This is a genomic window from Cupriavidus sp. H18C2 (assembly GCF_049393795.1).
GTDB classification, from domain to species: Bacteria; Pseudomonadota; Gammaproteobacteria; order Burkholderiales; family Burkholderiaceae; genus Cupriavidus; species Cupriavidus pauculus_C.
Map to the genome: position 1 here is coordinate 500473 of NZ_CP186011.1, position 24998 is coordinate 525470.

At 68.3% G+C, this 24998-nt stretch carries 22 protein-coding genes and 2 pseudogenes; 14 read left to right on the plus strand and 10 right to left on the minus strand.

Going from position 1 to position 24998, the window contains the following annotated elements:
• The first annotated feature begins 1 nt into the window (after position 1).
• From EPAKOI_RS18875 to EPAKOI_RS18910, 8 genes and pseudogenes are all read left to right on the plus strand, one after another.
• Positions 2–1231 carry an NAD(P)/FAD-dependent oxidoreductase gene (locus EPAKOI_RS18875; protein ID WP_423194281.1) on the plus strand — a complete coding sequence of 410 codons (1230 nt, stop codon included), beginning with the start codon at positions 2–4 and terminating at the stop codon, positions 1229–1231.
• Positions 1232–1257: 26 nt separating this feature from the next.
• Entirely contained in the window at positions 1258–1827 is a 570-nt protein-coding gene (locus EPAKOI_RS18880; RefSeq protein ID WP_423194282.1) for a DUF3261 domain-containing protein, read from the plus strand.
• Positions 1824–3015, plus strand: a pseudogene (locus tag EPAKOI_RS18885) (beta-ketoacyl-ACP synthase). Before EPAKOI_RS18880 ends, EPAKOI_RS18885 begins: the two are co-directional and overlap by 4 nt.
• 101 nt (positions 3016–3116) lie before the next feature.
• Positions 3117–3497, plus strand: a pseudogene (locus tag EPAKOI_RS18890) (hypothetical protein); the annotation flags it as partial.
• Positions 3494–4225, plus strand: coding sequence for a 3-oxoacyl-ACP reductase FabG (fabG, locus tag EPAKOI_RS18895; protein ID WP_423194283.1), 732 nt, complete (start codon positions 3494–3496; stop codon positions 4223–4225). The pseudogene EPAKOI_RS18890 and the gene fabG, both read left to right, overlap by 4 nt.
• Complete coding sequence (locus tag EPAKOI_RS18900) at positions 4222–5451, plus strand: beta-ketoacyl-ACP synthase (protein ID WP_423194284.1); 1230 nt, start codon at positions 4222–4224, stop codon at positions 5449–5451. The genes fabG and EPAKOI_RS18900 overlap by 4 nt, the downstream gene beginning before the upstream one ends.
• Positions 5452–5538: 87 nt before the next feature.
• On the plus strand, positions 5539–5985 hold the full coding sequence (locus EPAKOI_RS18905) for an excinuclease ATPase subunit (protein WP_124685229.1): 447 nt from the start codon (positions 5539–5541) through the stop codon (positions 5983–5985).
• 42 nt (positions 5986–6027) lie between these two features.
• Positions 6028–6723, plus strand: coding sequence for a 4'-phosphopantetheinyl transferase family protein (locus EPAKOI_RS18910; protein ID WP_124685228.1), 696 nt, complete (start codon positions 6028–6030; stop codon positions 6721–6723).
• A gap of 21 nt (positions 6724–6744) precedes the next feature.
• Here the strand turns inward: EPAKOI_RS18910 and EPAKOI_RS18915 are convergent, their stop codons facing one another.
• A complete protein-coding gene (locus EPAKOI_RS18915) occupies positions 6745–7479 on the minus strand; it encodes an IclR family transcriptional regulator (RefSeq protein ID WP_423194539.1) in 735 nt (244 codons plus the stop codon).
• A gap of 262 nt (positions 7480–7741) precedes the next feature.
• On the opposite strand from EPAKOI_RS18915, the gene EPAKOI_RS18920 reads away from it, so the two are divergent.
• The 4 genes from EPAKOI_RS18920 to EPAKOI_RS18935 all read left to right on the plus strand — a co-directional run bounded on the left by EPAKOI_RS18920 (position 7742) and on the right by EPAKOI_RS18935 (position 10582).
• The gene (locus EPAKOI_RS18920; protein WP_313836860.1) at positions 7742–8098 is read left to right on the plus strand and encodes a helix-turn-helix transcriptional regulator; all 357 of its coding nucleotides are present in this window, start codon (positions 7742–7744) and stop codon (positions 8096–8098) included.
• Complete coding sequence (locus EPAKOI_RS18925; RefSeq protein WP_423194285.1) at positions 8099–9421, plus strand: type II toxin-antitoxin system HipA family toxin; 1323 nt, start codon at positions 8099–8101, stop codon at positions 9419–9421.
• Positions 9422–9601: 180 nt separating this feature from the next.
• A complete protein-coding gene (locus tag EPAKOI_RS18930; RefSeq protein WP_423194286.1) occupies positions 9602–9772 on the plus strand; it encodes a hypothetical protein in 171 nt (56 codons plus the stop codon).
• An 18-nt stretch (positions 9773–9790) separates the two neighbouring features.
• Positions 9791–10582, plus strand: a complete 792-nt coding sequence (locus EPAKOI_RS18935; protein WP_423194287.1) for an alpha/beta fold hydrolase — start codon at positions 9791–9793, stop codon at positions 10580–10582.
• A gap of 169 nt (positions 10583–10751) precedes the next feature.
• On the opposite strand, the gene EPAKOI_RS18940 is transcribed toward EPAKOI_RS18935, so the two are convergent.
• From EPAKOI_RS18940 to EPAKOI_RS18955, 4 genes are all read right to left on the minus strand, one after another.
• Positions 10752–11480, minus strand: a complete 729-nt coding sequence (locus EPAKOI_RS18940) for a DUF4198 domain-containing protein (RefSeq protein ID WP_423194288.1) — start codon at positions 11478–11480, stop codon at positions 10752–10754.
• Between the two features lie 19 nt (positions 11481–11499).
• Positions 11500–13935 (minus strand): TonB-dependent siderophore receptor, encoded by a 2436-nt coding sequence (locus EPAKOI_RS18945; protein WP_423194289.1) that lies wholly within the window; start codon positions 13933–13935, stop codon positions 11500–11502.
• A gap of 115 nt (positions 13936–14050) precedes the next feature.
• On the minus strand, positions 14051–15073 hold the full coding sequence (locus tag EPAKOI_RS18950) for a FecR domain-containing protein (RefSeq protein WP_423194290.1): 1023 nt from the start codon (positions 15071–15073) through the stop codon (positions 14051–14053).
• A gap of 3 nt (positions 15074–15076) precedes the next feature.
• Positions 15077–15598, minus strand: coding sequence for a sigma-70 family RNA polymerase sigma factor (locus tag EPAKOI_RS18955; RefSeq protein WP_124685222.1), 522 nt, complete (start codon positions 15596–15598; stop codon positions 15077–15079).
• 909 nt (positions 15599–16507) lie between these two features.
• Here EPAKOI_RS18955 and oxlT point away from each other — a divergent pair.
• Positions 16508–17827 (plus strand): oxalate/formate MFS antiporter, encoded by a 1320-nt coding sequence (oxlT, locus tag EPAKOI_RS18960; RefSeq protein ID WP_124685221.1) that lies wholly within the window; start codon positions 16508–16510, stop codon positions 17825–17827.
• Between the two features lie 79 nt (positions 17828–17906).
• Here the strand turns inward: oxlT and shc are convergent, their stop codons facing one another.
• Together shc and EPAKOI_RS18970 are read right to left on the minus strand one after the other, a co-directional pair.
• The gene (shc, locus tag EPAKOI_RS18965) at positions 17907–19886 is read right to left on the minus strand and encodes a squalene--hopene cyclase (protein ID WP_423194291.1); all 1980 of its coding nucleotides are present in this window, start codon (positions 19884–19886) and stop codon (positions 17907–17909) included.
• Entirely contained in the window at positions 19883–20470 is a 588-nt protein-coding gene (locus tag EPAKOI_RS18970) for a TetR/AcrR family transcriptional regulator (RefSeq protein ID WP_124685219.1), read from the minus strand. The genes shc and EPAKOI_RS18970 overlap by 4 nt, the downstream gene beginning before the upstream one ends.
• 160 nt (positions 20471–20630) lie before the next feature.
• Between EPAKOI_RS18970 and EPAKOI_RS18975 the strand changes: the two genes are divergently transcribed.
• On the plus strand, positions 20631–22184 hold the full coding sequence (locus tag EPAKOI_RS18975) for a methyl-accepting chemotaxis protein (RefSeq protein ID WP_423194292.1): 1554 nt from the start codon (positions 20631–20633) through the stop codon (positions 22182–22184).
• A 27-nt stretch (positions 22185–22211) separates the two neighbouring features.
• On the opposite strand, the gene EPAKOI_RS18980 is transcribed toward EPAKOI_RS18975, so the two are convergent.
• The 3 genes from EPAKOI_RS18980 to EPAKOI_RS18990 all read right to left on the minus strand — a co-directional run bounded on the left by EPAKOI_RS18980 (position 22212) and on the right by EPAKOI_RS18990 (position 24946).
• Positions 22212–22406 carry a DUF1653 domain-containing protein gene (locus tag EPAKOI_RS18980; protein WP_253700388.1) on the minus strand — a complete coding sequence of 65 codons (195 nt, stop codon included), beginning with the start codon at positions 22404–22406 and terminating at the stop codon, positions 22212–22214.
• A gap of 173 nt (positions 22407–22579) precedes the next feature.
• The gene (locus tag EPAKOI_RS18985) at positions 22580–23059 is read right to left on the minus strand and encodes an RNA polymerase factor sigma-70 (RefSeq protein ID WP_253700387.1); all 480 of its coding nucleotides are present in this window, start codon (positions 23057–23059) and stop codon (positions 22580–22582) included.
• A 483-nt stretch (positions 23060–23542) separates the two neighbouring features.
• On the minus strand, positions 23543–24946 hold the full coding sequence (locus EPAKOI_RS18990; protein ID WP_423194293.1) for a lysine N(6)-hydroxylase/L-ornithine N(5)-oxygenase family protein: 1404 nt from the start codon (positions 24944–24946) through the stop codon (positions 23543–23545).
• Between the last annotated feature and the right edge of the window lie 52 nt (positions 24947–24998).

A 24998-nucleotide genomic window follows, 5' to 3' on the forward strand; every position in this document is an offset into this window, starting at 1 on the left:
CATGAAGAAGGAACAGGTTGATGTGCTGATCGTCGGCGCCGGTCCTGCGGGGTCGGTGGCGGCGGGGCTGCTGCGCAAGCGGGGCATTGGCGTGCTGGTGATCGAGAAGGAGCAGTTTCCGCGCTTTTCGATCGGCGAGAGCCTGCTGCCGCAGAGCATGGCGTATATCGAGGAGGCCGGGATGCTGCAGGCCGTGGTCGAGGCCGGCTTCCAGCACAAGAACGGCGCGGCCTTCTCGCACGCGGGCCGCCATACGGCGTTCGACTTCCGCGACAAGTTCTCGCCCGGCTGGGGCACCACCTACCAGGTGCAGCGCGCGGATTTCGACAACGTGCTGATCCGCGAGGCCGAGAAGCAGGGTGCCGAGGTCCGCTTCCGGCATGTGGTGGAAGCCGTCGACGTGAATGGCGCCCAGCCGCTGGTGACCGTTCGCGCCCCGGATGGCGAATCCTACCTGGTCGAGCCGCGCTTCCTGCTCGATGCGTCCGGCTTCGGCCGCATCCTGCCGCGCCTGCTGCAGCTCGAATCGCCGTCGAACTTCCCGGTGCGGGCCGCGATCTTCACGCATGTGGAGGATCGCGTGCCGGTGGGCGCGTTCGACCGCAACAAGATCCTGATCAGCGTGCATCCCGAGCACACCGACGTCTGGTACTGGACGATCCCGTTCTCGAATGGCCGTTGCTCGCAGGGCGTGGTGGCGGAGAAGTCGTTCCTCGACCGCTATCCCGGCGACGAAATGGCCAGGCTCAAGACGCTGGTGTTCGAGGAGCCGGGGCTGGCCGGGCTGCTGGGCAATGCCAACTGGGACACGCCGGCCCGGCAGATCGTCGGCTACTCGGCCAATGTCAGTTCGCTGTGGGGCAAGGGATATGCGCTGCTGGGCAATGCCGGCGAGTTCCTCGACCCGGTGTTCTCGTCGGGCGTGACCATCGCATTCAAGTCGACCAGCCTGGCGGCGGCATGCGTGGCGCGCCAGCTTGCGGGCGAGCAGGTCGACTGGGACGCGGACTTTGCCAGGCCGCTGAAGGGCGGCGTGGACTGCTTCCGCACCTATGTGGAGGGCTGGTATGACGGCACCTTCCAGAAGGTGATCTTCTATCCGGACAGCACGCCGGAGATCCGCCAGATGATTTCCTCGATCCTGGCCGGCTATGCGTGGGACCGGGATAACCCGTACGTGGCCGAATCGAAGCGGCGTCTCAAGGTGCTGGAGCAGCTTTGCACGGCCTGAGTCCTATTCTCCGATGGATCGCAGGGGTGGCACTGGCGGGGACGCTCGCGCTGGCCGGCTGCGCGTCCGCGCCGCGTGCCGTGGAGCCGCCGGCCCGCACACTGTCCGCCGAAGCGGTACCGTTGCTGCGGCTGCCGCCTGCATCGCTGGGCCGGACGCTGCAACTGCAGCAGCAGATCACCGTGCAGTACCCGTCGCCCCAAGGCGAACAGACGCGCGACATCGTGGCCTTGCTTGAGGCCGATGCACAGCACACGCGGCTTGCCGCCGTGGCGGGCGGGCAGGTGCTGGCACGGCTCGACTGGGACGGGCGCGACCTGCGCGTCACGCGCGCGCCGTGGGCGCCCCAGGAGCTGCTGCCCGAGCGTATCCTCAGTGATCTGCAACTGTCGCTGTGGCCCGTGCCGGCCATCCAGGCCGCGCTGCCCGCTGGCTGGCGGGTGGATGCCTCGCCAGGGTTGCGCCAGTTGCGCGCCGGTGACGAGGTCGTCGCGGAAATCCGTTATCCCGATGCCCGAACCACGCTGTTCGTACAGCATCGCGACGGCTACCGGCTGACGATTCGGACGCTGCAGGAGACAGGAGGCGCGCGATGACGGTCTATCTCAATGCGATGAACGTGATCTGCGCGCTCGGCAGCGGCAACGATGCGGTGCGCGGGGCGCTCTGGCGGACCGACGGGCCGTCGGGTGGCGAAACCACCGACCGCTATACGCCGGGCACACCGCTGCACCTGGGGACGGTACGCGAACCGATTGCGGCGTCCGACCTGCCCGAAGGCGTCCCGCCGGCGCTGTTCAGTCGCAACAACGCGCTGCTGGACCGTACGCTGGCAGCGCTGCGGCCGGCCGTGGACGCAGCCGCCGCGCGCGTGGGCCCGACGCGGGTGGCAATCGTGCTCGGCACCAGCACGTCGGGCATCAGCGACGGCGAGACAGCCGTACGGGCACGGCAGCAGACCGGCCAGTGGCCGGCGGCGTTCCACTACGGCCAGCAGGAACTGGGGTCGCCGGCGCAGTATCTCGCCCTGGCGTTGGGGGTGGCCGGGCCGGCCTATACCATTTCCACGGCCTGTTCTTCCAGTGCCAAGGCGCTGGCGGCGGCGGGCCGGCTGCTGGAGCAGGGCGTGGTCGACGTCGCCATTGCCGGCGGCGTGGACACGCTCTGCGCCTTCACGATTGCCGGGTTCCGTTCGCTGGAATCGATCAGCGCGGAGCGCTGCAATCCGTTGTCCGCCCATCGCCATGGCATCAACCTCGGCGAAGGGGCGGCATTGTTCCTGATGTCGCGTGAAGCCGGGCCGGTGCGCCTGGCCGGCTGGGGCGAGACTTCGGATGCGCATCACATGTCGGCGCCCCATCCGGACGGGCTGGGCGCACGGACGGCCATGGCGCAGGCGCTGCACCGCGCGGGCCTGCGGGCCGCCGATATCGACTACCTGAACCTGCATGGCACGGCGACCGAACAGAATGACGCGATGGAGTCCCGCGCCGTGATGGACCTGCTTGGCGCCGACGTGCCCGTCAGTTCCACCAAGCCGCAGACCGGCCACACGCTGGGGGGCGGCCGGCGCGGTGGAAGCCGCGCTGATGTTCCTGACCTTGACCGACAATCCGCAAGGGCGCCTGCCCGCGCACTGGTGGGATGGCGCGGCCGACGCCACGCTTCCGGCCCTGCATGTGGTGGGTGCGGACGAATCGCTGGGCCGGCCGGCGCGCCATGTGATGAGCAATTCGTTTGCGTTTGGCGGCAGCAACAGCGTGCTGGTGCTGGCGGAGGGGTAAAGATGGCGACAACCGAACCGATATCGCATATACCGTTGCCCCCGGTGGCCGAGGTGGTGCCCCATGCCGGGGCCATGCGCCTGATCGACGAACTGGTCGAGGCGGATGCGGAACACTGCGTGGCGCGCGCCACGGTGCGTCCCACGCAGTTGTTCGTGGCCGACGACGGCATGCCTGGCTGGGTCGGCATCGAATACATGGCGCAGACGATCGCGGCATGGGCCGGGGTGAAGGACCGTGCGGCGGGGCGGGCGCCCGGCATCGGCTTTCTGCTCGGGTCGCGCCGCTACGCGTGCGACGTGGCCGCATTCCCGGTCGGCGGCGTACTGACGATTTCCGTGCAGGCCGAACTGGTGGGCAACAACGGCCTGGGCATGTTCGCCTGCACACTGGCGCTGGATGGCCGTGAAGTGGCCCGCGCCAACGTTTCCGTGTTCCAGCCTGGGGATGCGGAGGCTTTTCTCCAGGGGCAGCAAGCATGACGAACAAGACCGTGCTGGTCACGGGATCCTCGCGGGGCATTGGCCGCGCCATCGCATTGCGCCTGGCGCGCGACGGTTACGACCTGGTGGTGCATTACCGCTCGCGCCGCGACGAAGCGGAGTCCGTGGCCGATGCCGTGCGCGCATTCGGCCGCAACGCGCGCGTGCTCGCCTTCGACATCGCGCAGCGCGACGCCACGGCGGAAGTGCTGCTGGCGGACGTCGAGAAGCACGGCTGCTACTACGGGGTGGTGTGCAACGCCGGCATTGCCCGCGACGCGGCATTTCCCGCCATGACGGGCGAGGAATGGGACGACGTCGTGCACACCAACCTCGACGCGTTCTACAACGTGCTGAATCCGCTGGTCATGCCGATGGTGCAGCGGCGGCAGCCCGGCCGTATTGTCACGCTGTCTTCGGTATCGGGGCTGGTCGGCAACCGGGGCCAGACCAACTACAGCGCCGCCAAGGCCGGCATCATCGGCGCCAGCAAGGCGCTGGCGATCGAACTGGCCAAGCGCCAGATCACGGTGAACTGCGTGGCGCCGGGCTTGATCGACACCGAGATGGTGGACGCGCATGTGCTGGAGGAGGCGCTGAAAATGATCCCCGCCCGGCGGATGGGAACGCCGGACGAGGTGGCCGCCACGGTGGCTTTCCTGCTGTCGCCGGATGCCGGGTACATTACACGGCAGGTGATTTCGGTGAACGGGGGGATGTTCGGATGAAGCGGGTCGTCGTAACCGGCGCCGGGGCGATCAGCGCCTTGGGCAATGACTGGGCCACGGTGCGCCAACGCCTGGCCGGCGGGCGCAGTGCCGTGGTCCGCATGCCGGATTGGGAGGACATCCGCGGCCTGAACACGTGGCTGGGCGCGCCCGTGCCCGCTTTCACGCCGCCGTCGCACTACACGCGCAAGCTGACGCGGTCGATGGGACGCGTGTCGCTGATGGCCGTGATGGCCAGCGAGGCCGCGCTGGCCGATGCCGGCCTGACGGGCAGCCCGCTGGTGACCGGTGGCCGCATGGGCGTGGCCTATGGTTCGTCGACCGGCTCGCCGGCGGCGGTGCAGGATTTTGCCCGCATGATGGTCGACCGAACCACCGAGGACATCAGCGCGACCACGTACATCCGCATGATGCCCCACACCACGGCCGTCAATATTGGCGTCTTCTTCGGCATCACGGGCCGCATCCTGACCACGTCGAGCGCGTGCACGTCGGGCAGTCACGGCATCGGGTACGCGTTCGAGACCATTCGCGCGGGCCGTCAGACGTTGATGCTGGCGGGCGGCGCGGAAGAACTGGACGCGACCGAAGCGGCGGTCTTCGACACGCTGTTTGCCACGAGCACGCGCAACGATGCGCCGGAAACCACGCCCCGGCCGTTCGATGTGAACCGCGACGGCCTGGTGCTTGGCGAGGGCGCCGGCACGCTGGTCCTGGAAGAGCTGGAGCATGCGCGGGCGCGCGGCGCGCGGATTCTGGCGGAGATCGTCGGCTACGGCACCAACAGCGACGGCGCGCACGTCACCCAGCCGCAGGCGCGGACCATGGCCGATGCCATCCGGCTCGCGCTGGAAGACGCCAGCCTGTCGCCCGAGGCCATCGGCTACGTCAACGCGCATGGCACGGCAACCGACCACGGCGACGTGGCCGAATCGCATGCCACGCACGAGGTGCTGGGCGCCCGCGTGCCGGTCAGCTCGCTCAAGAGCTACATGGGGCATACGCTCGGCGCCTGCGGGGCGCTTGAGGCGTGGATGTCGATCGAGATGATGCGCGACGGGTGGTTCGCGCCGACGATCAACCTGTCGGAGCCCGATCCGCGCTGCGCGCCCCTCGACTACATCATGGGCGAGGGCCGCCGGATCGACACCGATCATGTGATGAGCAACAATTTCGCGTTCGGCGGCATCAACACCTCGCTGGTATTCCGCCGCTGGACCGATTGAAGGTGGGCGGGCCCCGCCAGTGGCAGCAGTCAAGTCATCCGTACGGCAGTTGTTTCACCTGATCCACAACCAGAAAAAGGAAGATCAATGAAATTCGCTCTCCCGCTGGCCGCCGTGGCCTGTGCTGCTTCGCTGCTTTCGACGCCCGCCGCGGCGCGCGATACCAAGTACATGCTGCCGCTGGCAGACGTGCTCAACATGCCCGAGGCCAAGGAAAAGCTCGACGGCTCGGTGAAGTTCTACCTGGCGGGAGCGCCCACGCCGACCGTGCTGGAGAAGAAGGACAGCGACGTATCGAACCGCAAGACCAACGGCGTGGGCAAGAGCGACGAGGATGCCTGCCGATGGGCCGCGTTGTCGGCGCTGATCTCGTTCCAGGACAAGGCCAGGACGCTCGGCGCCAACGCCGTGATCGACATGGTCAGCTACTACAGGAAGGACACCAACGCGAACGCCACCGACTACGAATGCCATGCCGGCGCCGTGGTGGTGGGCGTGGCGCTCAAGGGCACCTTCGCCCGCGTGGCGCAGTAACGCACGGCGCCCCCAGCCTCGCCGCCCAGAGAGACCAAAGCCATGCCGCTCGCCCTGCGCACCGGATCGGTCATGGCCTTTGCCGCCATGGCGCCGCCTGTCAGCCGATGGATGTCGCCGGAGGAACTGGCGCGGCTGGCCGAGATGCGGGCGCAGCAGCGCGCGGAGCAGTTTGCCGCCGGGCGCTGGCTGGCGCGCCGGCTGCTGGCGGTGACGTTTGGCGGGGATGCGTCCGAATGGGCGCTGTCGGCGGCCGAGGATGCGCCGCCGCTGGCCACGCACACGGGCGGGATGGTGGGCACGCCGGTGTTCGTGTCGATTGCCCACTCGGGCGACCATCTGGCGTGCGCGGTGTCGGACATGCCTGTCGGTGTCGACATCGAGGAACTGCAGCCGCGCAAGCATCTCGACACGCTGATCGAGGCCACCACGACCGAGGCCGAGCGGGCCGCGCTGCCGGCGCTGCTGGCGCGCGGCGACGACGATGCGCGCATGCTCGCGTTCTTCCAGCTCTGGACGCTCAAGGAAGCGTGGATCAAGTGCCATGGCGGCAACCTGTTCCAGACGATGGTGGGTCACGTGGTGCAGGCCGTGCCGGCGCCGCTGGAACAGGCCAACGGGCTGACTTGGCAGCGCAAGAACGCCGTGCTGGCGCTGGCGGCTGCCACGCTGGTCGACGAACTGGAGTTGCCGCAGGCCACGGGCTGGCGGCTGGATGCGCGCGAAACGGTCGACTGAACGCCCCGGCCGCCGGCCGGTTCAGGTCTTTTCCAGCGACGCGCAGGCCGCGCGCAGGATGGCGGCGTAGCGGTCCAGATGCGGCTCGATCCGGTACACCGGCCCGGCAATCGAGATCGCGTAGCACTCGCCGGACAGCCGCACCGGCCACGCCAACGCGCCCACGTCGGGCATCGATTCACTGAGATTGACATAGGCGCCGCGCTCGCGCGCCAGGCGCAGGTCTGCTTCGAGCGCGTCCGGCGTGGTCAGCGTGCGCGGCGTGAAATGCTGGAACGTCAGGCGGGGCAGCAGCGCCGCGCGCTCGCCGTCGTCCATCGCGGCCAGCAGCGCCTTGCCGATGGAGTTGGCATGCAACTCGCGCCGCTCGCCGGCCGTGGCGATGTAGCGGATGGCGTGCGGGGACTCCAGCACGTCCAGATAGACCACCGCCGTGCCTTCGTGGAGCTTGCCGATGACGATGGTTTCGCCGGTGGCATCGCGCAGTTCGCTCATGGTGCCGTGCACGCGGTCCAGCACGGGGTCGTGCCGGGCGATCTGCTGGGCCATCGCCAGCAGGCGGCCGGTGGGGTAGTAGCCCTGGCGGCGCGCGGTTTCGTAGAGGTAGCCGAGCGAGGTCAGCGTGCGGATCAGCGCCAGGCAGCTCGACGCGGGCACCGCCAGCAGGCGGGCCAGTTCGGACAGCGACAGCGCGCGACGCTCGCGCGCGAAGGTCTCGATGATCTCGATCACGCGCAAGGCGGTCTTGACGTTCATCGCCGGGGTCTTGGTGGGCTCTGGGCGCTCTGGCATGGGCGGCGGTTCGGGTTCGGATCGGTCGGACGCCATCGGCCGCGACTGTAGCACGGCACCGGGCCACGAGGCGACCGGCGGCGCCCGGCGCGCCAACCCGTACAACCTATCGGTTGTATCGTCGTCTTACAACCGATACGTTGTAAATTGCCAATACAACGTTTACGGTGTAAAACGCCTTTACAACCGATACGATGTCGGCCGCCCCCATCCATCCTGTCCCGCCATGTCCACGACCTACCCGATCCGCATCCTGAGCCAGCTCAGCCCCGTGCTGCAGGGGTTTCGCAAGGCGCGCGGCCTGACCCAGGCCGAACTGGCCGCGCGGCTGGGCGTCAGCCAGCAGAGCTACGCGCGGCTGGAAGCCAATCCCGGCCGGGCCAGCATGGCACGCGTGCTGGCGGCGCTGCAGGCACTGGAGGTGGACCTGGCCCTGACGCCGCGCGGCCAGATCGATGCCGGGACGGCGGCCAAGGCGTCGAAAGCCCCGAAAGCCAACGCCCCGAAAACCCCGCCCGCCGCCAAGACAGCCAGGCCGGCCCGTTCGCGCAAGCCCCGGACGGCGCCGGGGGAGGACTGGTAAATGGGTCGACGCGCGCTGCGGCGCCGGCTGGGCGTGTGGATGAACGGCTGGCTGACCGGCATCTGGGAGCACGGCCCGGACGGCGAGTCCTTCGCCTACGACGCTGACTGGATGGCCAGCAGCCAGGGCCGGCCGCTATCGCTGTCGCTGCCGTTCCGCTCCGACGCGCTGCCGTACCGTGGCCGGGTGGTGACCGACTATTTCGACAACCTGCTGCCCGACAGCGACGCCATCCGCCGCCGGCTGGCCCAGCGGCACCGCACGCAGGGCACGGGGCCGTTCGAGCTGCTGGCCGCGCTGGGCCGCGATTGCGTCGGCGCGCTGCAACTGCTGCCAGCCGATGCGGCGCCCGAGCACCTGCGCAGCATCGACGGCACGCCGCTGGACGACGCCGCCATCGCCCGGCTGCTGCGCGACGCCACGCGCAGCGTGCCGCTGGGCCAGCACGACGACGACAGCGACCTGCGCCTGTCGATCGCCGGCGCGCAGGAAAAGACCGCGCTGCTGTATCACGAAGGCCGCTGGCTGCTGCCCCACGGCAGCACGCCAACCACGCACATCCTCAAGCTGCCGCTGGGGCTGGTGGGCAACATGCGGGCCGACATGCGCACGTCGGTGGAGAACGAATGGCTGTGCGCGCGGCTGGTGCGGCATTTCGGGCTGGCGGTGGCCGATTGCGCCATCGCCACGTTCGAGGACCAGAAGGTGCTGGCCGTGACGCGCTTCGACCGCCGGCTGGCACCCGATGGGAGCTGGATCATCCGCCTGCCGCAGGAGGATTTCTGCCAGGCGCTGGGCCTGTCGCCGCTGTCGAAGTACCAGGCCGACGGCGGGCCGGGCATCGCCGACATCATGGCGGTGCTGGCCGGGTCCGAGACGCCGGGCCATGACCGGCAGCAGTTCTTCACCGCGCAGATCCTGTTCTGGCTGCTGGCCGCCACGGACGGCCATGCCAAGAACTTCAGCCTGTCGATCGGGCCCGGCGGCCGCTACTGGTCCACGCCGCTCTACGACGTGCTCTCCGCGTATCCGATCATGGGCAGCGGCGCCAACCAGTTGGCTCCGCAGAAGGCGCGGCTGGCCATGGCGGTACGCGGCAGCCAGAACCACTATCGCGTGGCGCAGATCCTGCGTCGGCACTGGCTGGAGCAGGGGCGCCGGGTGGGGCTGCCCGCCGACGAGGTCGAGGCCATCCTGGCCGGCCTGAAGGACGCCGTGGCGCCGGCCATCGACGCCACGGCCAGCGAACTGCCCGCCGGCTTTCCCGCCGACGTGGCCGAGCGCGTCTTTGCCGGGCTGCGCGCGCAGGCCCGGCGCATCTGAGGTCTGGCCGGCCGGTGCCGGCGCCCGGTTTGTACCGTTCTGTATCCGCGCGGACCGGCGATACGTCGGCACACGCAACGGCCGGGTGCGGCACACGGGCGCGATACGTCCATCCCTTCCAATAGGCTCCATGGCCGGCGCGCGGGGCGCCGCCAAACCACGGTCAGGCAGGAGCCACCCATGTCGAAATGGAATATTGCGTTGCAGATGGCGAGGGCCGCGTTCTCGTCGCTGCCGCCCGGTGCGCTCCAGGGGCTGACGCTGGCCGCGGCGATGCTCGCCGTGGCTACCGCGTGCGCGGCATTGGCCGTCGCGTGGCAGGCGCGCTCCATGCCGGCCTTCACCCAATAGTGAATCTGGAGAGATCCCATGTTGAAACGAACGATTGCATCGCTGGCGGTGGCTGCCCTGGGTCTGGGCGCGGCGTCGGCGGTCTCCGCCGCACCCGCGGCGCAGGCTGCCGACAAGGCGCAGACGCCCACCGTCGTCATCGTCCACGGCGCGTTTGCCGATGGCTCGGACTGGGCCAAGGTGATCCCGCTGCTGCAGGCGCGCGGCGTGAAGGTGCAGGCGGTGCAGAACGGGCTGGAATCGCTGGCGGGCGACGTGGCGGCCACGCGCCGGGCGATCGACAACCAGCCCGGCAAGGTGGTGCTGGTGGGCCATTCCTGGGGCGGCACGGTCATTACGGAGGCGGGCGCCAACGACAAGGTATCGGCGCTGGTCTACGTGGCCGCGTTCGCGCCCGAGGCCGGGCAGTCCACCGAGGAAGCCGGCAAGGCGTTCCCGCCCGCGCCGGGCATCGGCAAGCTCGTGGCCGACAAGGACGGCTACCTGTCGCTGCCGCCCGAGGCCGTGGCCAGCGACTTTGCGCAGGACGTGCCCGCGGCGCAGGCGCGCGTGATGGCAGCCACGCAGGGGCCGATCCAGGCCAAGGCGTTCGGCGAGAAAACGACCGTGGCGGCGTGGGCCACCCGGCCGTCGTGGTACATCGTCAGCGCCAACGACCGGATGATCCCGCCCGACCTGGAGCGCGCAATGGCCAAGCGGATCGATGCCAAGGTCACCACGCTGCCGACCAGCCACGTCCCCCAGCAATCGCGCCCGGCCGACGTGGCGAAGGTGATCCTGGACGCGGTGGAGACGGTGAAGGGACGGTAGCAGGCCGGTAGACGGACGCGCGCTGCCGCAAGGCGCGTGACGTGGTTATGCGCTCCCCTCTCCCGCGCGCGGGAGAGGGGTGGGGGAGAGGGCCGGCGTTCCCCATCGCGACACCGCGCAGCAGCCAGACACCCAACCGCCGGCAGCAGACGAAAGCAGGCCGGGCGGCTTACTTGTTCGGCGTGGCCGCCGGGCCGGCCGGGATCGGGTCGATGCCGTCGCGCTTCACGTAGGTCACCGACGTGACGTAGCTGGCCGCCGTGTACTTTTCCACGCCGTTGGTGCCCTGGCGCTCGCCGCCGGCCGGGTCGTTGTGCTGCAGCTCGGCCACGTACATGCCCTTCCACGGCATGTCGAACGTCACCAGGCCCTGCTCGTCGGTGCGGCCTTCCTTGGCCCACCCCGACTGCGTGACCAGCGCGACCTTGGCCTTGGGCAGCGGCTTGCCCTGGTAGTACGCCTTGAACGCGCCCGGCTGGCCGGCCGGCACCAGATCCAGCGTCAGCCGGGGCGGCTGGGCGGCGAAGTCGGACACCCAGCGCGCGGCCGGATGGTAGCGGTTCGTGAATTCCTTGTCGGCGCGCTTGCCCGTGTAGAGCGGGTAGCGGGCGTCCTCGGCCACCAGCGCGTCGCGCTCGCCCAGCGTGAACGGCAGTTGCAGGCCGTTGCCGGTCTTGCTGGCGGTGGCGGTTTTCTCGCCGCTGGCCGAGATCAGCGTGGCCGTGGGCGCCACGAACTTGTCCAGCAGCCCCGGCGAGACTTCGCGCAGGTTCTCGCCGAATTCGCCGAAGCGGATGGTGGCCGGCTGCCCGGCCGGCTGTTCGATCCAGATCTGGTGCGCCTGAGTGGCGCCGGTCAGGGCAAGCAGGGCAGCAGCTACGGTAATGCGCGGGTGCATAGGGCCTCGTCGTGTTGGGTCAGAAATCGAACTGCGCGGACAGGAAGACCGTGCGCGGTGCCGCAACAGTAGCGTAAGTGCCGCTCACGAGCCAGTAGTTCGAGTTGAACAGGTTTTCGATGTTGGCACGGAACACCACCGACTTGCCCATGACCTTGGTGCGATAGCGGGCACCGATGTCGTAGCGGGTCCAGCTCGGCATACTCAGCGTGTTGGTTGCGTTGAAGTACAGCGACGACGTGTGGATGATCCGCCCGTTGACGCTCAGGCCCGGCACCCAGGGCACGTCCCAGTCGGCGCCCAGGTTAAACGCGTTGTTCGGCACGCCGTTGGCCTTGTTGCCGTCGTTCACGCCGCCGGCGGTCTGCGTCAGCTTGGCGTCGTAGAACGTGGCGCTGGCCATCAGGCGCAGGCCGCGCACCACTTCGCCATAGGCCGACAGCTCGATGCCGCGGTTGCGCTGCTCGCCGTCGAAGCTGTAGAGGTTGGTGGCGGGGTCGGTGATGGCGCTTGGGCGCTCGATCTGGAAGGCCGACACCGTCGTGGTGACCGTGCCCCAGTCCACCTTCACGCCGCCCTCGTACTGGTTGGACTTGTACGGCGGAAAGACCTGGCCCGCGTTGGCGGCCGTGGTGGGCGCCACGCCGCCGCGCGACAGGCCCGAGGTGAAGTTGCCGTACAGCGACACGTTCTTCACCGGCTTGATCACGATGCCCGCCAGCGGCGACACCGCGCTTTCGTCGTAGCTGGACTGTCGGGCGCCCGTGGTGGTGCTGAAGTTGTCCAGCCCCACGCGCTGGTGGCGCAGGCCGCCGGTCAGCAGCAGGCGGTCGTCGAACATGGCCAGCGTATCGGTCAGCGTGAAGCTCGTGAGCGCCGATTCGGATGCCTTGGTGGCGTCGATGCGGGTGCCCACCACCGGCGTCAGCGGCACGGGGTTGTAGAGGTTCGACGCCTGGGCCGGTGCCGACGACGGCACGTAGGCGTTGCCCAGCTTCTGCTCCAGCCGCGAGAAGCTGGCCGTGACCGTGTGGCCGATGCCGAACGTGCTGAACGACGTGCGCGCGCCCACGTCGGCCGTCCAGGTCTTGCTGTACGAGTCGTAGAACGCGTTCGTGACGTTGAAGTTGCCCTGCGTGTTGGCCGGGCCCAGCGGGAAGGTCTGGTAGGCCGACCCGTCGCGGTAGCCGCCGGCCGCGTAGACGGTCAGGTTCGGCAGGATGTCGTATTCCAGCCGCGACATCACGGCCGTGTCGTGCAGCCACAGCTCGGTGCCGGGGTAGAAGTTGCGGTGGCCCGACGGCGCGTCCGGAATCTTCGTCACGCCGGCCTGGAAGCCGATCTGCGGGCGGAAGTTGTCGGTGCCTTCGTGCTGGGTGTACGTGTCCAGCGACCAGCGCAGCTTCTTGCCGCGATAGTCCAGCGCCAGCGCGCCCACGCCCTGTTTCTGGCGGCCGTCGTCGAGCGTGGTATCGCCGCCCCGGAACACGCCGTTGACGCGCACGCCCCATTCCTTGTTCTCGCCAAAGCGGCGGCCCACGTCGGCCTGCACGCCGAACAGCGACTTGCTCTCGTAGGTGGTGGTCAGGCGGGTCAGCGGCTCGTCGCCCGCGCGCTTGGTCACCACGTTGATGGCGCCGCCGATGCTGCCGTTGGGGCCGATGCCGTACATCAGCGTGCCGGGGCCCTTGAGCACCTCCACCCGCTCCATGATGGCGGCCGGCATGCGGCTGGACGATGCCATGCCGTACAGGCCGTTCAGGCCCACGTCGCCGCTGGCCACGGTGTAGCCGCGAATCTGGAAGTCCTCGCCAAAGCCGCCGCGTGACGTCAGCGTGCGCACCGAGGCGTCGTTGATGACCACGTCGGCCAGCGTGCGTGCCTGCGTGTTCTCGATGATGTCGCTGGTGTAGTTGGTGGTGCTGAACGGCTGGTCCATCACGTCGGACGTGCCGAGCACGCCCAGGCCGCCGCCGCGCGCCACCTGGCCGCCGGCGTAGGCGCCGGGCAGCTCATGGGCGCCGGCCGCCGATACGGTGACCACCGGCAGCGTGCGGGCGCCATCGGCCGTGCCGCCGCCGGCCGGGCCGTTGATCAGGTAGCTGCCGTTGGCTTGCTGCGCCACTTCCAGGCCGGTGTTGGCCAGCAGCGCGTCCAGGCCGGCGCGCGGGGTGTAGGTGCCTTGCAGGCCGGCGCTCTGGCGCCCGGCCGTGATTTCGGGCTTGAACGACAGCATGATGCCGGCATCGCGGCCAAAGCGGCTCAGCGCGTCTTCCAGCGAGCCCGCCGGGATGCTGTAGGCGCGCGCGGCGGCCTGGGCGTGCGCCGCCATCGGCACGGACAGCGCGGGCGCGGCCACCACGGCGCCAAAGGCGACGCGGCCGACCAGCGTCGTCAGCAGCTTGCGGCGGAAAACACGATTGGATGGACGCTGGCGCGCCGGGACCGGACCCATGATCAGACCTTTCGAATAGGAGGTGAAATGACGTTCTTGCCCTCCTTGACCCGCGAGTTTCGAAAACGGATCAGGTCCAGCGCATTTTTTTGCAATCGGTGCGACAGCACGGCAGTCAGGCCCGCGGCGCCGGTACCAGGCGGATCTCGTCCTGGCCCCAGAGCCGCGTGGTGGTTTCCTTGCGCAGGTTCAGCGTGCTGGCCAGCGTCTGCAGCACCTTGCCGAGGTCGTCGAGCGGGAACGACCCGCTCACGCGCACGCCGGCGATGGCCGGATCGCACGACAGCGCGGCACGGCTGTAGCGCCGCAGTTCGGCGATGAAGGCATCCAGCCGCATGCTGCGCGCGACGATGAAGCCGTCGGCCCACGCGATGCGCGCCGCTTCGGCGGGGAAGGGCGCGCCGATTGCCTCCACGCTGTAGCGCGCGCAGGCGCCGGCCTGCAGCACGCGCGGCCGGTCGGGCGCCGCGTGCGGGCGGATCTCGACGGCGCCTTCGAACACGCAGACTTCGGTGTCGGCATCGTCCTGCCGCACGGCGTAGCGCGTACCCAGCGCGTGGGCGCTGCCGTGGGCGGTCTCGACGAAAAACGGACGCGGCGCGGCCTGCGGGTCCCTTGCCGTGGTGACGAGGATTTCGCCGGCCAGCAGGCGCACGCGGCGCGCGGTGGCGTCGAAGCGCACGTCCACGGCGGTATCGGTATTGAGCTGCAGCCGGGTGCCATCGGCCAGCACCACGGTCCGCCGCTCGCCCACGGCGGTGCGGTGGTCGGCCATCCACTGGCGCCAGGGCGTATGCTCGCGGCCCGTCCACGTGAGCCCGCCGGCAAAGGCCAGCACAGCCAGCGTCTTCATGGCCTGGCGGCGTGGCTTCGGGCGTGGCGTGGCCAGGGCGGCGCGCGCCAGCCCGGCCGTTTGCGGCGCGGACAGCGGCGCCAGCCGGCCACGCACGGATTCAATGCGCTGCCACGCGCGTTCATGATCGGGATGTTCGGCGCGCCAGCGCAACCACGCCTGCCGCACCTGCGGCGAGACGGGGTCGGCCTGCAGTTCCACCAGCCATTCAAGCGCGCGCTCGGCCACGTGCGGGGGAATCGTCGCCGCGTCGGCGGTCGCCCGGTACCAGGAAGAGGCGGGCACCGGTCAGCTCACGAACGACAGGTCGGCAAAGTAGCATTGCTGCAGCCCCTTGACGACGTAGCGCTTGACGGTGGGAATCGAGATGCCCAGGGCTTCGGCCACCTGGGCGTGCGTGTGGCCGTCGAGCTGCGACAGCAGGAACGCCTGCCGCACCAGCGGTGGCAGGCCGTCGAGCAACTGATCGAGTTCCAGCAGGGTTTCGAACAGGATCGCGCGGTCTTCCGGCGAGAGTTCGACGTCGCGCGGCGCCAGGGCCAGCGCTTCCAGATACGCGCGCTCCAGTTGCTCGCGGCGCCAGTGGTTGGAGACGAGGTTGCGCGCCACCGTCGTCAGGTAGGCGCGCGGTTCGTCCAGACGGGCCGGCACGCGTTCGCTGTGCAGCAGCCGGACGAAGGTGTCGTGGGCCAGGTCGGCCGCCTGCTCGGCGCTGCCCAGCCGCCGTTGCAGCCAGCCCTTGAGCCATGCATGGTGGTCGCAATAGAGCGACTCGATGGTCGAAGGAAAGAGGGAGCCTGGCGTACTCATGATCTAGCCCGTCGTGGGTCGACTACACGCAGCCCCGTGAGCGGTCTCCGGCGAGCCATGCAGCTAACTATTGTCACAAATGAGAATCATTATTATTAACAGAAAGCTGACGCGTCTGTCAAATAAATGGGCATATCACGCGGGGTGAATACGTTGCGCGAACAACACAGACATACGGCACCACGATTTGTGACGCCCTGGCCATTCGGGTTGGCCTGTGGCGGGCGGGTACTGCAAACGGGTTATTTTCCCGCGCCTATTTGAATTCTGACAAAAATGTAATGCATTAATGGTTGGCGAAAACCCTGCATATACCTTTCGCGCCGCAAAACTTCACCTATAAATATGCCTACGTGTTGCGAACTGGTGTCACGCTCCACGCCTCCGCCCGCTTGTGCTAGCCTGCGGGCTTTTTTTTGCCCGTCGATAATCCATGCATTCCCCGCGATTATTAATGGCAAATGGTTGATCTTTCCCCCGCATCAATCGCTCCCGGCATGGTGAAAACCCTGCCCAGCCTTTATCTTGACTAACCTGGCATATCACATACCTTATACCTATCGCGGCTCACGATTACGCGAACATTACGTCGAACATTACAAATCTGTAATTCATTCGGCGTTTTTCAATATGTCGGAGGTTTGATATGGGATACGAATAACACGTTGGTGCGGTGCCTGGGATCCACCACCGGGCAACAGTTCTGGCGCGCTTCGGTACCAACTCGTAATCGGGCAATGGCGGTCCTGCGCAGCATTTCAAGCAAATCCATAAGCACAACAACAAAAATAACGATGACACAGGAGACACGCAAATGCACACGACCGCATTAAGGTTCGAACGCACGGTGCCGGTGTATCGAACGACATTTCCCACAAAGGCAGGCCATTCGATTACAGGGAGCGCGCAATGACTTACGCAACGTCGGGGGCCATGCGCCCCAATCCGCAGGTTTCGGAACGCCGCCGCTGGCTGCAGCTCCTGGTCGGCGTGGTCTGCATGATCGCCACGGCCAATATCCAGTACGCCTGGACATTGTTCGTGCCGGAAATCCAGGACACATTCGGCTGGTCACGCGCCAATATCCAGATCGCCTTTACGATCTTCGTGCTGGTGCAGACCTGGCTGGCGCCAATCGAAGGGTATTTCATCGATAAATTCGGGCCCCGCCTGATGGTGGCGTTTGGCGCACTATTCATCGGCTTCGCCTGGGTGATCAATTCGCAGGCCACCACGCTGATGGGCTTCTACGTCGGCGCCGCCGTGGGCGGGCTGGGCGTGGGGTCGATCTACGCCACCTGTATCAACAACGCCATCAAGTGGTTCCCGGACCGCCGCGGCCTGGCCGTGGGTCTGACGGCCGGCGGCTACGGCGCGGGCTCGGCGGCCACGATCCTGCCGATCGCGGCGATGATCGAGTCGCAGGGCTTCCAGCACACGTTCATGTTCTTCGGCATCCTGCAGGGCTCGCTGGCGTTCCTGGCCGCGTGGTTCCTGCGCGCGCCGCAGGCGAACGAGGTGAAGGCGTCCAGCAAGATCTACCAGTCCACGCGCGACTACACGCTCGGCGAAGCGCTGCGCACCAAGCTGTTCTGGCTGATGCTGGTGATGTTCGTGCTGGTGGTGACGGGCGGCATGATGGCCGTGGCGCAACTGGGCGTGATTGCCAAGGACCTCGGCGTCAAGGAGTTCAAGGTCAACCTGTACTTCTTCACGATGGCCGCGCTGCCGCTGGCGCTGATGCTCGACCGCGTGATGAACGGCATCTCCCGACCGTTGTTCGGATGGATTTCCGACAACATCGGCCGAGAGAAGACGATGGTGATCGCGTTCTCGCTCGAAGGCATCGGGATCATCGCGCTGGGCTACTTCGGCAGCAACCCGTACGCGTTCCTGATCCTGTCGGGGCTGGTGTTCCTGGCGTGGGGCGAGGTGTATTCGCTGTTCTCGGCACTGGCCGGCGACGCGTTCGGCACCAAGCACATCGGCAAGATCTACGGGGTGCTCTATACCGCGAAGGGGATCGGCGCGCTGTTCGTGCCAATCGGCAACCTGATGATGGAGGCCACGGGCACATGGTCCACTGTGCTCTACACCGTGGCGACGATGGACCTGATGGCCGCGTTCCTGGCGTTCACGGTACTGAGACCGGTGTTCTCCAACCACGTGGCGGCCGCGAAACAGCGATACGCGGACGAGCAGAGGGCGGGTACGCAGGTGCCAGCCTGACGCGAATGGAAGGGCGCCCATGGCGGGCGCTATGGAAAAATGGGGCGCTCCGGCGCCCCATTTTCTTTCTCCCAGCCCCTCAGGCCAGTTCCCGCTCCGGCACCGTTGCCGGACGGGTGGCTTCTGCCGGCCGCCTGCCGGCCAGCCGTCGGTACCGACCCAGCGCCCACAGCGGGAAGTACGCCGTGTAGCCGTGGTACTTCAGGTGGAAGATGCGCGGGAAGCCCGGGGCGTTGTGGAACGGGTGCGTCCAGAAGCCGTCGTCGCCCTGGTTGCGCACCAGCCATGCCACGCCGCGTTTCACCGAATCGGATTCATGCTCGCCCAGCGCAAGCTGGCCCAGCAGCGCCCAGGCGGTATGTTCGGCCGTGCTGCCGGCCGCGTGCGTGCCGGCCAGTTCGGGATGCAGGTAGCTGTCGTTCGTCTCGCCCCAGCCGCCGTCGGCCAGTTGCTTGCCGCGCAGCCAGTCCACCGCCTTGCGCACCATCGGCAGCTTGCGGTCGACGCCGGCCAGCGCCAGGCCGGCCAGTACGCTCCACGTGCCATAGATATAGTTGGTGCCCCAGCGGCCCCACCAGCTACCGTCGGGCTGCTGGGTGTCGCGCAGGTAGCCGATGCAGCGGTCGCGCGCCGTGGCGTCCTGCGGGCGGCGGGTCACGCCCATGGCCAGCAGCATGCGGCCGGACACGTCCTCGGTCGGCGGGTCCAGCAGGGCGCCGTGGTCGGCGAACGGGATGGCGTTCAGGTAGTCGCGGTCGCAGTCGGCGTCGAACGCGCCAAAGCCGCCGTTCTTCGACTGCAGGCCGATCGACCAGTCCAGCGCGCGGTCCACGTGCGGCTGGAACCGTTCCGCCTGGCCCGTGCGCTGGCCGTGCGCGTGCAGCATGGCCAGCACCACCGCCGTATCGTCGATGTCGGGGTAGTAGGGGTTCTCGTACTGGAACGCCCAGCCGCCCGGCCGGGTGCCCGGCGCGGCGTTGTGCTGCCAGTCGCCGGTCAGGTCCAGCACCTGGCGCGCGGTCATCCAGTCGTAGCCGCGCGCGATGGCCTCGGCCGAGCGCGGGCTGGCCGGCGCCTGTTCCAGCGCCATCAGGCTCCACGCGGTGTCCCAGACCGGCGAGAGGCAGGGCTGGCAGTACGACACGCCGTCGTCGCGATGCACCACCAGCTTTTTCAGCGCGTCCATGCAGTCGCGCCGCATCGGATGGTCCTTGGCATAGCCCATCAGCACCATCATCTCGTAGGCGTAGACCATGGGCGGGAAGATGCCGCCGAAGCCGTCCTCGCCGTTCATCCGCTCCTCGCTCCAGCGCACCGCCCGCTCGATGGCCTTGCGGCGCAGCGCGCGCGGGATCAGCGGTTCCACGTGGCGCACCACGCGGTCGAGCTTCAGGAACAGGCCCTGCAGGCCGCGCTTGCGCGGAAAGTACTCGGTCTCCAGCTCGGGCGGCGTGACGAACAGTTCCTGCACGTGGATGCCGAGCGGATTCCTGGCGCGCGCCCGCATCGAGCACAGCACCAGCAGCGGCACCATCGTGGTCCGCGCCCAGTACGCCACCTTGTCCATGTGGATCGGCGCCCAGCGCGGGAACAGCACGAACTCCACGGGCATGAACGGCGTGGCGCGCCACGGCACCTCGCCGAACGTGGCCAGCAGAATGCGCGTGAAGACGTTGGATTTCGCCGCGCCCCCGTGCGCCAGGATGGCGTCGCGCGCCTGCACCATGTGCGGAGCGTCAGGCGAATCGCCGGCGGCCTTCAGCGCAAAGTACGCCTTGACGCTGCACGACACGTCGACATCGCCGCCGTAGTACAGGTCCCACGCACCGTGCCGGTCGCGCCGCTGCAGCGCGCGCAGGTAGCGCGCCATGCGGGCCTGCAGCGCGGTGTCGATCTCGTCGACGAAATGCATCATCAGGATGTATTCGGCCGTGATCGTGGCGTCCGATTCAAGTTCGAAACACCAGTGGCCGTCGGGCTGCTGCAGGTCCAGCAGGGCGTCGCGGGCGCGTTCCAGCGCGGCATCGAGATCCGATGCCGGAATGTCTTGGGGCGTCATGCTTGTTCTGTTGCCGGGCGCGGGCGGGTCATCTGTTCGAGTTGGCGCACCAGCGCCGCGCGTTGTGTGGGATCGATCGAGCGATGGCCGAGCAGGTCGGCCAGCCACAGGCCGTCGGCGGCCAGCCGGCACAGCAGCAGCCGCGTGGCATCGTCGCACCCGGCGGCGTCATGCTGCAGCGACGCGGCCTCCCATGCCTGGTAGGGCATGCGGAATTCGGGGCGGGCCATGACCAGCATCATCGCGGCCTTCCACAGCTCGCGCTCGCCGGCCTCGACAAAGCCGTCGGCCGACGCGCGCAGGTAGGCGCGCGTATGGCGGCCGTGCGGTTCGGTATCAGACGCCGCCACGGTCTCCACCTGGCGCTTGAAATGGTCGAGCACCTCGCTCGACAGCGCCTGCAGCAGTTCCTGCTTGCTCGAAAAGTGGTGTTGCAGGCCCCCCTTGGACACGCCGGCGCGGGCCGCGACGGCGTTGAGCGTGACCGCGCCAATGCCTTCCTCGACCAGCAGGTCGATGGTGGCGGCGATCAGGCGGTCGCGGATCAGCTGGGGCTGCTTGGGGCGGCGGTGGGCTTCGCTCATGGCGGCGGAAGATACCATCCGGACGGATTGTTTGCAATGTGGGCCCGGCGCCGCGCGCCAATGTCTACATATGTCTACATGCGTGTAAAAGCTTCAGCCGGGGTGGCGGCTGGCCGTTAGTGCGCTGCAGCATCGACAACGGTTTTCCTGATACGCGACCATGCCCACCAGACTTTCGATCCGTTTCCGCCTCAACGCGGCCCTGGCCGTGCTGGCCGCCTTGCTGACCCTGATCGGCATCATCGGCGTGTTCGGCATGCGGGCGTCCATTGCCGATATCCGCGAGATCTACACCAACCAGCTTGCCTCCACGCGCTACGTGGCGGCGTCGCAATTGAACGCGGCCGTGGTGCGCACCACGCTGGACCGCGCCGCGTTCCACCCGGACGCGGCCGACGTGCCGGCCACCATCGACAAGGCCGCCGCCTACCGCGACAAGTCCGAGCAGGCGTGGCGCGCCTACCAGGCGCTGGCCAAGTCGCCGGAGGAGCAGGCGCTGTCCGACAAGGTGGCGGCGCTGCGCCAGCGGTTCTTTACCGAAGGTGTCGAGCCGCTGGTGGCTGCGCTGCGCGCCCACGACACGGCCGCCGTCGACCAGCAGGTCATGGCCCGCATCCCGCCGATGTTCGTCGAACTGACCGCCGCCGTGAACGCGCTGGAACGCAACCAGAGCGACCAGGCGCAGCAGATGTACGAGCACGCCACGGCCCGCTCGCAACGGTTCCTGTGGATGGTGATCGGCGCCATCGGCGTGGGCATCGCCGGCGCGCTGGCCTGCGCCATCGGCCTGCGCCGCGCCATCTCGGTGCCGCTGGTGCGCATGCTGGAAAGTTTCGGCCGTATCTCGCAGGGCGACCTGACCGAGCGCATCCGCGCCACCAGCCACGACGAGATGGGCGACCTGACGCAGGGCCTGCAGCGGATGCAGTCGGGGCTGGTCGATGCCATCCACACGATGCGCGGTGGCAGCGACGCCATCGCCACGGCCACGCGCCAGATCGCCGCTGGCAACCTGGACCTGTCGCAGCGCACCGAGCAGCAGGCCAGCGCGCTGCAGGAAACGGCGGCCAGCATGGAACAACTGACGGCCATCGTGCGCCAGAACGCCGAGAACGCCCACCAGGCCAACCTGCTGGCCGCCGAAGCGTCCGACACCGCGTCGCGCGGCGGCGAGGACATGCGCAACGTGGTGTCGACGATGAGCGGCATCCAGCAGGCGTCGCGCCGCATCGGCGAAATCACGGCCGTGATCGAGGGCATCGCGTTCCAGACCAATATCCTGGCGCTGAACGCCGCCGTCGAGGCCGCGCGGGCCGGCGAGCAGGGCCGCGGCTTTGCCGTGGTGGCGGGCGAGGTGCGCGAACTGGCGCAGCGCTCGGCGTCGGCGGCCAAGGAGATCGTGCAACTGATTACCGATACCGTCGATCAGGTGGAAGCCGGCACGCGGCAGGTGGACAAGGCCGGCACGACGATGCAGGACCTGGTGCAGGCCGTGGGCCGCGTCACGTCGATCATGGGCGAGATCAGCACCGCGTCGCGCGAGCAGAGCGCCGGCATCGACCAGGTCGGCAAGGCCGTCACGCAGATGGACCAGATGACGCAGCAGAACGCGGCGCTGGTGGAAGAGGCCGCCGCGGCGGCCCAGGCGCTGGAGGAACAGGCCGACGTGCTGCGCGCCTCGGTGTCGTCGTTCCAGGTGCCGGCGCTGGCCTGAGCCGCCGGCCGCCCAGTCAGTCCCGGCTCAGAGCGGCGCGAAGCGCAGCCGCTCGTCTTCCAGCCGCCCGTGGAACATCTCCGCCGGGCGCACCCACGGCGACGTGTCATGCGGCCAGAGATGGACGTAGACAGTCAGCACGTCGCCGTCTTCCGAATGTTTCGCCTCAAAGACGCGACGGTATAGCCCGCCCTTGTAATGGCGATGGGTGGCCAGCTTCAGCGCCTCGGCCTCGCTGGCGGGGCGGTAGCGCGGATTGCGGCCTTCGCCGAATTCGCTGACGAGCGCGAACGCCTGCGTGATCGCGTCGATGTCGGTGTCTTGCATGGAAAGCTCCGGTACGGCCCGCGTGCGCAGGCAAGGCCCGGCATTCTACGCGGCGCCGCCGGGCGCGCTCAGATGGCCTGCTGGCGCGTCAGCCGGGCGCGGCAATGTATGCAGGCGTCGCGCACCATGAAGTTCACCAGCGTGGGCGACACGCCCAGCTGCGACGCGATGTCCTTCTGCGCCATCCCCTGCACGCGGCACATCTCGAACGCCCGCTGGGTGCGCTCGGGCAGCTCCGCCAGCGCCCCGGCCAGCGCGCACAGCGCCTGCCGGCCGATCATGATCAGGTCCGGCGCGGTGGTGGGCGACGGCGCGTTGATGCCCTCGTCCTCGTCGGCCATCCATCGCTGCTCCAGCGACTGGCGGCGATAGGTGTCGATGGCCAGGTTGCGCACCACCTGGAACAGGTAGCTGAGCCGGCAGCGGATGGCGCCGTCGTCGGTCATGTCGCGCAGCCGCAGGAAGGCGTCCTGCACTACGTCTTCGGCCACGTCGCGCGAGCCGACGATGCGGGCGGCGGCACCCACCAGCGCGCGCCGGTTTTCCATGAACAACCCTAATAGCGTGTCTGCGCCCACGGGCGCGGCGGGGCGTTTCTCAACTTCGGTTGCGGGAATCACGGGGGCGGCTCCTAGGGGCTGATGCAGTCAGGAGCAGGTACGTTAATAATAATGAGAATGATAGTCAATTAACTAAACTGTAACCCTGTTGTTACTTCAGGCGCCGAAACTGTCACGATTCCAGCATGTGGAAGCCATTAAATTGCGCGATGGCTGGTTCGTCTAGGGAAACGGCTATGCGGGAGCGGCTCGATTAAATTTCCGACCGAGCCGCTCGTCACCATTCGCTTGGGGATACATCAGGCCGGTCGCGGACAGCGCCAGACCGCTGTGGCGCCGGGGCAACTCCGGCAAAAAGCCTTGTCGACGGAAGGGGATCGCCGCGATGGACGGGCGGCAGGCGAGGCGGGCGGGTCCGCCCGGCCATGTGCCGATGCGGACCCGGTAAGCGGGCGAGTGGAAGGCTGGCGCTCAGGCCGCGGCGGCCTGGCTTGCGGCGGCCGCCGACTGAGGCGTCCAGCCACGGCCGGCGTGCAGCGCGTCGTGGATCGCGCTGGCGATTTCCTCGGCGCGCACCGGCAGCACGGACAGCAGCGTGTCGCTCAGGCCATGGCTGCTCTGGCAGAAGCCTTGCAGATAGACCGGCACGGGCAGTTCCGCCGACGCCTGCACGCGATAGTTGCGGTCGACCGAGAAGTCGCCCAGGTGGTCCGCCAGCGGCGCCAGCAGCCGCCGGTGGCTCTCGCGCTCGTAGCCGGTGGCCAGCACCACGGCGTCATAGCGGCGCGTCTCGGTATCGGATGCCCCGCCGGAAGCGCGCCCGGACCCGCCGTCCGCACCGGACATCGCCGTCGGCGCCGTCGACCCGATCGTCAGCTCCACGCCATGCGCACCCGCGTGGGCGGCCAGCGCCGCCTTGCAGGTCAGCAGGTTCACACGGAACTGGCCGCTCACCTTCTGGCGGTACAGCATCGCGTAGATGCGCTCGATCAGGTCGGCATCGATCACCGAGTAGTTGGTGTTCAGGTATTCGTCGATCAGCCGGTCGCGGCCGGCCTGCGTCTGTTCGTAGACCACGTCGGTGTAGGCCGGCGCAAAGATCTCGTTGACGAACGGGCTGTCGTCGGCCGGTTTCAGCGCCGCGCCGCGCACCAGCCAGTCCACCTTGGCCGACGGATAGTTGTCGTGCAGGTCGATGAACGCCTCGGCGGCGCTCTGGCCCGCGCCGACCACGGCAATCCGCATCGGCTCGCCGGCCGCGCACGGCTGCTGGCGCACCCAGTTCAGGTAGCCGCTGTGATGGGTGATGCGGGCATCCCCGCGCAGCCCGGCAAACGCTGCCGGAATGCGCGGCGTGCCGCCCGTGGACAGCACCACCGATCGCGCCACCCGCACGCGCTCGCGGCCCTGGCCGTCGACGGACACCACCCGCACGCGGTCGATGCGCCCGTCGGCACCGCGCTGCCCATCGGGCTCCACGCGCTGCACGTCCTCGCCCAGGCTGCACTGGTCGGCAAAGTGGCTGGCGGCCCAGCGCAGGTAGTCGTTGTATTCCATCCGGCTCGGATAGAACGTGCGCAGGTTGATGAAATCCACCAGCCGGCCGTGCCGGTGCAGGTAGTTGACAAAGCTGTACGGGCTGGTGGGGTTGCGCATCGACACCAGGTCTTTCAGGAACGAGATCTGCATCTCGCTCTGCGATACCAGCGTGTTGCCGTGCCAGTGGTACTGCTGCTGCTTTTCCAGGAAGTGGGCGTCCAGCGGGCGGCCGGCATCGGCCTGCTCCTGCAGCGCGATGGCGAGCGCCAGGTTGGACGGCCCGAAGCCGATGCCAATCACGTCATGGACGGCGGGTGAGAGGTCGCGAAGCGTCATGGGTTCGGTCCTTGGCTGAAACAAGTCGGGAAGGGCGGGACGGCTCCCGCGG

Coding starts and splice junctions, on each gene's coding strand:
- EPAKOI_RS18935 (WP_423194287.1), top strand. CDS start 9,791: ATGTTGAAACGAACGATTGCATCGCTGGCGGTGGCTGCCCTGGGTCTG.
- EPAKOI_RS18920 (WP_313836860.1), top strand. CDS start 7,742: ATGTCCACGACCTACCCGATCCGCATCCTGAGCCAGCTCAGCCCCGTG.
- EPAKOI_RS18985 (WP_253700387.1), bottom strand. CDS start 23,059: ATGGAAAACCGGCGCGCGCTGGTGGGTGCCGCCGCCCGCATCGTCGGC.
- EPAKOI_RS18940 (WP_423194288.1), bottom strand. CDS start 11,480: ATGCACCCGCGCATTACCGTAGCTGCTGCCCTGCTTGCCCTGACCGGC.
- EPAKOI_RS18925 (WP_423194285.1), top strand. CDS start 8,099: ATGGGTCGACGCGCGCTGCGGCGCCGGCTGGGCGTGTGGATGAACGGC.
- EPAKOI_RS18875 (WP_423194281.1), top strand. CDS start 2: ATGAAGAAGGAACAGGTTGATGTGCTGATCGTCGGCGCCGGTCCTGCG.
- EPAKOI_RS18905 (WP_124685229.1), top strand. CDS start 5,539: ATGAAATTCGCTCTCCCGCTGGCCGCCGTGGCCTGTGCTGCTTCGCTG.
- oxlT (WP_124685221.1), top strand. CDS start 16,508: ATGACTTACGCAACGTCGGGGGCCATGCGCCCCAATCCGCAGGTTTCG.
- EPAKOI_RS18915 (WP_423194539.1), bottom strand. CDS start 7,479: ATGAACGTCAAGACCGCCTTGCGCGTGATCGAGATCATCGAGACCTTC.
- EPAKOI_RS18955 (WP_124685222.1), bottom strand. CDS start 15,598: ATGAGTACGCCAGGCTCCCTCTTTCCTTCGACCATCGAGTCGCTCTAT.
- EPAKOI_RS18930 (WP_423194286.1), top strand. CDS start 9,602: ATGTCGAAATGGAATATTGCGTTGCAGATGGCGAGGGCCGCGTTCTCG.
- EPAKOI_RS18990 (WP_423194293.1), bottom strand. CDS start 24,946: ATGACGCTTCGCGACCTCTCACCCGCCGTCCATGACGTGATTGGCATC.
- EPAKOI_RS18900 (WP_423194284.1), top strand. CDS start 4,222: ATGAAGCGGGTCGTCGTAACCGGCGCCGGGGCGATCAGCGCCTTGGGC.
- EPAKOI_RS18975 (WP_423194292.1), top strand. CDS start 20,631: ATGCCCACCAGACTTTCGATCCGTTTCCGCCTCAACGCGGCCCTGGCC.
- shc (WP_423194291.1), bottom strand. CDS start 19,886: ATGACGCCCCAAGACATTCCGGCATCGGATCTCGATGCCGCGCTGGAA.
- EPAKOI_RS18945 (WP_423194289.1), bottom strand. CDS start 13,935: ATGGGTCCGGTCCCGGCGCGCCAGCGTCCATCCAATCGTGTTTTCCGC.
- EPAKOI_RS18910 (WP_124685228.1), top strand. CDS start 6,028: ATGCCGCTCGCCCTGCGCACCGGATCGGTCATGGCCTTTGCCGCCATG.
- EPAKOI_RS18970 (WP_124685219.1), bottom strand. CDS start 20,470: ATGAGCGAAGCCCACCGCCGCCCCAAGCAGCCCCAGCTGATCCGCGAC.
- fabG (WP_423194283.1), top strand. CDS start 3,494: ATGACGAACAAGACCGTGCTGGTCACGGGATCCTCGCGGGGCATTGGC.